Raw genomic sequence first — 6912 nt, forward strand, 5'->3', positions numbered from 1 at the left:
ATTATCACGACTGGTTAATTGAAGATAGTTCGGAAGTTATTTTCGACTGTAACTCGTCAGGCATTCCTCACAAACATGCTATGACTAAAATTATTGCACAAAAGATAACCTCATTAGGCTAAAGATGCTACCATATTTAAGGCAACAAAAAGAGGGGTTCGACTTTTCCGCCCCTCTTTACTATTTCCGCCATTATATCTCCAAATTAATTGCCCCTCCGTACCAGCAAAGCCACCCACTTCACATGCCTTATATATGAAAATATTATATGTTCCCGCACTCAACCCTAAAGCGTTTTTTTGAATGCAGGAACATATTCATATTGCTCTCAATCCCTCGTTCATCAATGCTTCTGATCTCGATATATTACTACCACGCACTCCACATGTGTCGAGACGGTGGAAGGGATATATGACTTTGCAAATTCTATTTTTCTAGTATGTAAATTAGATTTCAAAATTTCATTATTCGACAATAAAAAACAAAAAAATACATTATTAGCTATATACGTTTTTGGAACAATGTTGGATAATTATGATGTACCATAAAATACTATTTTTCAAGGAGGATTTGCTATGAAACAAGATAAGAACGTTAGTAACAAAGATTTGCAAAACTTGCTCAAATCATTAAGAAAAGTTGAAGGTTCAAAAAGTCCTGCTGAACTCAGAAGTTTACTTTGGGGTTCCTTAACTGATTTATCTCCTGAACGTTAATTGTTAAAGCTGTGGAAATGGGGAGCTGACATACTGCTCCTCATTTTACAACATTATTTACTTTGAAAGGAGAGACAGAATTTGAAATTATGCTTACTTACAATTAATGCGGAAGACTTTGATTTGCCTCCGTATGGCATTTGGATACTTAAGGCATTCATTAATAAGTATGCCAGTGTAAACTCTATCAACGTTGACGTAATTGTTTCAAGCTTTAATTGCCAAACATCAAATGAAACCGTTGTAGATTACTTGAACAACATAAATTGCGATGTAATTGGCTTCTCCATGTACATATGGAATCATATCCAAATAAAAGAGCTTATACATGAATTAAAATCAAAACAACAATTCTTCAATACAAAACTAGTCCTAGGAGGACCACACGTTAGCGTTGACAACAAGGAATTGAAAGAATTAGTTGAAAACAATATATTAGATGCGTTAGTTGTTGGAGAAGGCGAAAAACCATTACTCCACATTTTAAAATGCCTCTCTATGAACCAAAATATCACTGCATATAAAGGTGTTTATACTCTTTACAAAGAACACCCTGAATCATCTTCAGATTTAATAATTTATGATGATAATGAGAACATCAATTACTTACCTAATCCATACATCGAATTACCTGAACTGATGGATGAATCGCTAGAAAAAGAAAGTATTCAATATGAAACTTCAAGGGGATGTCCTTTTAATTGTACTTTTTGTGATCAGGGGCATAAACCATATAAAAGTATCACAATGGAACGTATCGAAAGTGATTTGAAATTCTTTGCTGATAAGAATACTAAACATATTAGTTTTCTTGATGGTACATTTAACCTTAGTAATAAAAGAACAATCAAACTACTAAATCTGCTTACAACGTATAGTCGATCGTGGACTTTTCATGCGGAGATAAAACCAGAAAATTTAAAATTAGAAGAAATTCAATTAATGGCCCAGGCAAACTGTCTATCAGTAGAATTAGGATTACAGTCTGCTCATGAGAAGACTTTGCGTTTAATTAAGAGAAGAAATAATTGGAGTAAAATAGAACAAAACGTAAAACACCTCATCGACTATAATATTGAAGTTAATGTCAATACAATTATTGGATTACCTGATGAATCCCTAAATGATTGGTACGAAACATTAGATTACTGCTTCAATTTAGGAAATGTAAAGATTCTTTCTAATGTATTAAAAATACTACCTAACACAGTAATGGCGGAACAGATCAAACAATTCGGTTTTGATTTTGATAGCACGAATTATACTATCAGAAAAACAAATACATTTAAAAAAGAAGAAATTGAAATTGCAACTGTAATTAATAGACTTGTTGATTTATTTTGGAATAGAACAGGTACTCCATCAATTATTAGGACTATAACAAAAGAATTATTCAACGGAAGATTCAGTTTATTTTTAGAAGAATTGTTTTATTTTCTTCTAAAAAAACCCACACTTCTTGAACAACAATCCTATTTTTATGATTCAATATATTCATTTACTCAATCTTTGGGGATTCAGACTGAATTAAAAAAGATAATAAATAATCAGTTAGAAAAAGATTATTCTTTAGCGAGAGGTCTATAGAAAATGACTCCATTCCATGAGGAAATAAACGAATTGCATTCGTATCTTGAGACATATAGCTTAAAATACGGTTATTATTCTGTTACCTCACTCGTCATTAAATATAATATATTAATATCTATATTAAAGATGTTTATTAATCTAAATGACGAGAGTGACAAAGCTGCTTTATCGGTACAGCTAGAAAAAGCAACAATAATCCTTCAAGATCATTATGACAAAACAAGTCGAATAATTTTGGTTGAACATAATTTTCATATAATAAAAGAACATCTCAAAAACCAAAAAATATTTCTAGAATATGATTATAACTACTATATCAAACATTACCAACCTACTGCTCAAAAAGTACAAAATGAAACTTACACATTAAAAGGTGACTATTCACATTCACACCATATTATCTCTGATAATGTTTATATATATATAGTTGATAAGTATGGTGAATTGATTATTTACCAACAACCTATTTCAATTATTGATTTAGTTTTTAGAAAAGAATTTAAATCAAGTCAAGGGTACTCATTAATACATCCATATTTAGTAAAAACAAAAGACATTATTATTCAAGGAGCAGGAGAGATTATATTTGTGAAAAACAATTCTAAAGAGATAAAGGGATGCGTAGTAAATAATAAATCAGGACATTTTATGCCTCCAGAGTCTACCCTACAAAATGTTAATATGGCGCTCAAGGATACTTTTAAGAACAACATTACAATAATTAATATAGCAATCAAAAAGTTCTAATAAATTTATCCTTTGGAGAATTATATATGCTGACACTTTTAAAAAAACCTGCCTTCCTTGTATTATTTATTTGCCAAGGGCTATCCCAGATTGCAAGCGCGTTCCATTTAATCGCATTACCATTGTATGTTTATAAATTAACAAATTCATCTGTACTAACTGGTTTAATATCTTTTATTGAAATTATAACAACCATTTTAGTAAGTTTGTTTGCGGGAACTGTTATTGACAGGAGCAATAAAAAAAACATTATAGTAATTTCCGAAATTTGTAGATCACTTATTATTTTTTATTTAATTTTCATTCCAGAAATTTATGCGCCTTGGATACTAATCCTTATAACCATTATGACAGGAATTACTTCATCATTTTCGGCTATAACCCAAATTACAATAATTAAATCACTAGTTGATAATAAAAATCTATCTGAAGCAAATTCACTATTGCTACTATTAAACTCAATTGCCTTGATTCTAGGACCCATATTGGGAACAATTTTTATTGAACATCTGAACTACTCAGGAACATTTATGTTGAATTCTGCTTCTTTTTTAATTAGCGCTATTGGATATTGTTTTATAAATACTAGATGGAATGAAACACAAAAAACCTTAATCAAAAAAAATATAAACATCATACAGGAACTAAAAGAAGGATTCGATATACTTAAACAAAATCAAAATCTGCTCTCTACTCTTACTTCAACTTGGGTTATAGCATTAGGAATAGGGGCTAACAGCATTCTCTTTATTCTTCATTTTCAACAAAATGGAGTGTCCGTCCAAAATATAGGAATGTACATGTCATTTCAGGGTTTTGGATTATTAATCGGTACAATCTTTTTTTCTAGAATCAGCAAAAAATTTGGAATGAGAAAAACATATGTATTTTCAATGATTGCTATAGGCATTTTTTTAATATTGTTTATTAACATATCTACAATAAACTTTTTAATTAGTAATTTACTTATATTTTTATTTGGAATTAGTTTATCATTTTTCAATATAGCTATTAAAAGTATTATTCAAATAAATACTAGTTATGAATATATCGGAAGGATTTCTTCAATTAATCGCGTTTTATCAAGAAGTGCTTCTTCAGTTTCAATTCTAGTGGGCAGTTTATTTTCCTCCATTATATCTCCATCTTGGATATTAACAATACTAGGTCTATTTATTGTTTTTACAAGTTTGTATACAGGGATGAATCTCAAGGTGCTACCCTTCATCAAAAACAACTAATATTATATGCTATAACCAAATTTAAGTTCTTAGGGTGGGTCAACTTAAGAGAGCAGTGTATATTCAAACCAACAGTACAGCATTATAGACTCTAACTTGCTAAATTGCTTATGTTCAGACATATGAAATTCCTATACAAATTAGCCCCTTTAATGATATCATATACTAAAAAAAGAAAAGATGGTGATATTTTGAATATTCAAAAGAAAGTCGCATTAACTGGTATTAAACCTACTGGTGAATTACATCTAGGGAATTATATCGGTGCAATCAAGCCGGCAATAGAACTATCTAAAGCACCCCAATTTTCTTCTATTTATTTTATCGCAGATTATCATGCATTAACGGCATTAAAAAATGGCCCTAAAATGAAGGAATACATATATAAATCAGCCGCTACTTGGTTGGCTTTAGGTTTAGATCCGGAACAAGTTATCTTTTATAAACAATCTGATATTCCTGAAATCTTCGAACTTTCTTGGATTTTATCATGTCATACTTCTAAAGGGCTATTGAATAGAGCACATGCTTATAAATCCATAAGAGATAAAAATATTGAAGCGGGTATAGATCCAGATACTGATATAAATATGGGATTATATACATACCCGATTTTAATGACGGCTGATATTCTTTTATTCCATTCAAATGTAATCCCTGTAGGTAAAGACCAAATTCAGCATGTCGAAATAGCCAGAGATATTGCTCAAAGCTTCAACAGTTTGTATGGTGAAACTTTTACCATACCCGAATATCAAATAGCTGATCAGTCGTCAGTATTAATTGGTGTTGATGGAAGAAAGATGAGTAAAAGCTATAATAATACTTTACCTATTTTTTCGGATAGTAAGACCCTTAAAAATATAATATTTAAAATAAAAACAAATTCCTTGCCTCCTGAAGCTCCTAAAGATCCTGACGATTCAATTTTATTTTCTCTGTATAAGGAATTTTCCGATGAATCTCAAGTTCATAAAATGCGTGAAAGATTTTACAAAGGAATTGCCTGGGGAGACGTAAAAAAAGAACTGTTAGCGACAATAGAGGACTATTTTAGAGATTCACGGAATAAATACTTTGAATATTTAAACGACACAGCATATCTTGACTCAATTCTTAAAACAGGAGCTCAAAAAGCAAGAGAAATTGCTTCTAAATCACTTAAAGACATCAAAAACAAAATCGGTACTGTTTAAAACTAATGAAACATAACGCTCTCTTACTGTTTCAATTTTCATCCATATTTATTTATCACAGTCAAACTACTAAGTAAAAAAGTATTAACTATTCTAAGTTCCCATAATAAACGGTATAGTATGAATTTATTCTTGCCATCCCTCCCCATCAGAGTTAACATACACACACTTCAACCGGGAGGGAAATGTACTATGTCAAATTGGCCAGATTGGTTTCAAGAAGCATTACGCCAACGATTTTATCAGTTAGAACTTGCTAGTGAACAACAGGCTTCATGTTTATCTGAGGACAAAAATCTATTCACTCAAATGGATCAATTCAAAACCAACCAAAACGAAGATATTCAACGTCTGCTATCGGAATGGGAAGAAGCAATAGACTATCAACTAAGTCAGGACAAACAATCCATCTATATGGAAGGAGTAAAAGACGGGATTCGATTGATTCTTCCCGTCATGCAATCCACAGCTATTCGTTAGCCCATTGATCGTTTTAGCCTATGATTCGTTTACTCGTCAATGCTTCTAACAATGATCTATTAATCTTCTATAATTTCATCTATGCTCATTCCACTTTTCAAGGTAAAAACAAAATGCGCTGGTGAGAGAATGGTTATCTTCTCCACCAACGCATTAAATAGGTTATCATCAAATTGTTCCAGTATATCTTGCCGCGAGCTTAAAATTTGGATAATTTCATCGACTCGTTCCTTAATTTTCGCTTGCTGCTCATTCTCTTCCTCCAGTGACAGCTTCTGTTGCCGTAGCTCGTTGAGTTCATTGGAAAGTCTGTTCGTTTCTTCATCATATACCGTTTCATCAATTTGATTCCGTAGCTTAAGATTCACTAACTCCTTCAAGTCGGATTTCAATTGTTGCATCTTTCCTTCAATGTCCAATAGCTGTTCTTGCCCTACTTTTCTGGAAAGCACCGATTCAATATTGGCTTTCAACGTCTTCATGAATACTTTCTTATTCTCATACATCCGGTTGAACAATCGTACAAACGCGGAATGTAAAACTGGTTCATCAACCGATTTGGCATCACATGCTGCTTTCCCTTCATTGACATACGTTTTGCATTGCCATACTACTTTTTTGGATGGATTATTGCTGTTCCAGGTTCGGCGTTTAAAAATGGCTCCACAGCATCCACAATATACTTTACTGCTCAGTGCATATTTACTGGAGTATCTTTTACTCTCCCCCATCACGCTCCCTTTCAGCTTGGCCCTCCGTTCCTTTTCCTTTTGCACCGCTTCAAATATTTCCTTGGATACAATCGGTTCATGGTTGTCCTCAATTAAATATTGCTGCTCCTGTCCTTTATTCCGTATTCGTTTGTGGGTTAGAAAATCTACAGTCACCGTCTTTTGCTGAAGCAAAGCTCCGTAATATTTCTCATTGGTCAGAATTAAGGTA

General features: G+C 32.1%; 7 protein-coding genes and 1 pseudogene. 7 read left to right on the forward strand and 1 reads right to left on the reverse strand.

Annotated elements, in window-relative coordinates; all coding sequences use genetic code 11:
- The 7 genes and pseudogenes from L696_RS31890 to L696_RS30905 all read left to right on the forward strand — a co-directional run.
- Nucleotides 1-122 (forward strand): annotated as a pseudogene (locus L696_RS31890) (XRE family transcriptional regulator); the annotation flags it as partial.
- 453 nt (nucleotides 123-575) lie between these two features.
- On the forward strand, nucleotides 576-716 hold the full coding sequence (locus L696_RS30345; protein WP_155985355.1) for a hypothetical protein: 141 nt from the start codon (nucleotides 576-578) through the stop codon (nucleotides 714-716).
- 81 nt (nucleotides 717-797) lie between these two features.
- A complete protein-coding gene (locus L696_RS0110100; protein WP_025683535.1) occupies nucleotides 798-2303 on the forward strand; it encodes a B12-binding domain-containing radical SAM protein in 1506 nt (501 codons plus the stop codon).
- A 3-nt stretch (nucleotides 2304-2306) separates the two neighbouring features.
- Nucleotides 2307-3053 carry a hypothetical protein gene (locus L696_RS0110105; RefSeq protein WP_025683536.1) on the forward strand — a complete coding sequence of 249 codons (747 nt, stop codon included), beginning with the start codon at nucleotides 2307-2309 and terminating at the stop codon, nucleotides 3051-3053.
- 26 nt (nucleotides 3054-3079) lie between these two features.
- Complete coding sequence (locus L696_RS0110110; RefSeq protein WP_025683537.1) at nucleotides 3080-4294, forward strand: MFS transporter; 1215 nt, start codon at nucleotides 3080-3082, stop codon at nucleotides 4292-4294.
- 197 nt (nucleotides 4295-4491) lie between these two features.
- On the forward strand, nucleotides 4492-5490 hold the full coding sequence (locus tag L696_RS0110115) for a tryptophan--tRNA ligase (RefSeq protein ID WP_025683538.1): 999 nt from the start codon (nucleotides 4492-4494) through the stop codon (nucleotides 5488-5490).
- A 192-nt stretch (nucleotides 5491-5682) separates the two neighbouring features.
- Nucleotides 5683-5970: a hypothetical protein gene (locus L696_RS30905; RefSeq protein ID WP_025683539.1), complete on the forward strand. Its 288-nt coding sequence runs from the start codon at nucleotides 5683-5685 to the stop codon at nucleotides 5968-5970.
- A 59-nt stretch (nucleotides 5971-6029) separates the two neighbouring features.
- Here the strand turns inward: L696_RS30905 and L696_RS0110125 are convergent.
- On the reverse strand, nucleotides 6030-6912 hold an 883-nt coding region (locus L696_RS0110125; protein WP_025683540.1), incomplete at its 5' end, for a recombinase family protein.

This window comes from Paenibacillus maysiensis (genome assembly GCF_000520815.1).
In the GTDB taxonomy this organism is placed as follows: domain Bacteria; phylum Bacillota; class Bacilli; order Paenibacillales; family Paenibacillaceae; genus Paenibacillus; species Paenibacillus maysiensis.